Consider the following 1,176-nt stretch of genomic DNA (forward strand, 5'->3'; position numbering starts at 1 on the left):
TTAGTCGATGATCTTCGACACGACGCCTGCGCCGACGGTGCGGCCGCCTTCGCGGATCGCAAAGCGCAGACCGTTTTCCATCGCAATCGGCGCGATCAGCTCAACCGTGAACGACACGTTGTCGCCCGGCATCACCATCTCGGTGCCAGCTGCCAGCTCGACAGTGCCCGTTACGTCCGTCGTGCGGAAGTAGAACTGCGGACGATAGTTCGCGAAGAACGGCGTGTGACGGCCACCTTCATCCTTCGTCAGGATATAGGCTTCTGCCTCGAACTTCGTGTGCGGTGTCACCGAACCCGGCTTGCACAGAACCTGACCACGCTCGACGCCTTCACGGTCCACACCGCGCAGCAGCGCGCCGATGTTGTCGCCGGCCTCACCACGATCCAGCAACTTGCGGAACATCTCGACGCCCGTGCAGGTTGTCTTCTTCGTGTCGCGGATGCCGACGATCTCGATCTCGTCGCCGACGTTGATCACGCCACGCTCGACGCGACCCGTCGCAACCGTACCACGACCGGAAATCGAGAACACGTCCTCGACCGGCATCAGGAACGGCTGGTCAACAGCACGTGCAGGTGTCGGGATCCATGTGTCGACAGCTTCCATCAGCGCACGGATCGAGTTCTCGCCGATCTCGGGATCGGTGCCGTTCATCGCCGCAAGTGCCGAACCGCGGACGATCGGAATGTCGTCGCCGGGGTATTCGTACTTCGACAGAAGCTCGCGGATTTCCATTTCGACAAGCTCAAGAAGCTCTTCGTCGTCGACCTGGTCAACCTTGTTCATGTAGACAACCATCGTCGGAATGCCGACCTGGCGACCGAGCAGGATGTGCTCGCGGGTCTGGGGCATCGGGCCGTCGGCTGCGTTCACAACCAGGATCGCGCCGTCCATCTGTGCGGCGCCGGTGATCATGTTCTTCACATAGTCAGCGTGGCCGGGGCAGTCGACGTGTGCGTAGTGACGGTTCTCGGTCTCGTACTCGACGTGTGCGGTCGAAATCGTGATCCCGCGGGCCTTCTCTTCCGGCGCGCCGTCAATCTGGTCATACGCCTTGAAGTCACCGAAGTACTTCGTGATCGCAGCCGTCAGTGTCGTCTTGCCGTGGTCAACGTGACCGATCGTGCCAATGTTAACGTGCGGTTTGTTACGTTCAAACTTTGCCTTTGCCAT

Annotated in this window: 1 protein-coding gene; it reads right to left on the minus strand. The window is 60.5% G+C overall.

Annotation, left to right across the window (positions count from 1 at the left end; translation table 11 throughout):
- Positions 1 to 1,176: an elongation factor Tu gene (gene tuf / locus BOA8489_RS20035; protein ID WP_093976066.1), complete on the minus strand. Its 1,176-nt coding sequence runs from the start codon at positions 1,174 to 1,176 to the stop codon at positions 1 to 3.

Source organism: Boseongicola aestuarii, from assembly GCF_900184815.1.
GTDB lineage: Bacteria > Pseudomonadota > Alphaproteobacteria > Rhodobacterales > Rhodobacteraceae > Boseongicola > Boseongicola aestuarii.

What these genes read in the sequence shown, in the direction of transcription:
- tuf (WP_093976066.1), bottom strand. Translation starts at nt 1,176, where the DNA reads ATGGCAAAGGCAAAGTTTGAACGTAACAAACCGCACGTTAACATTGGC.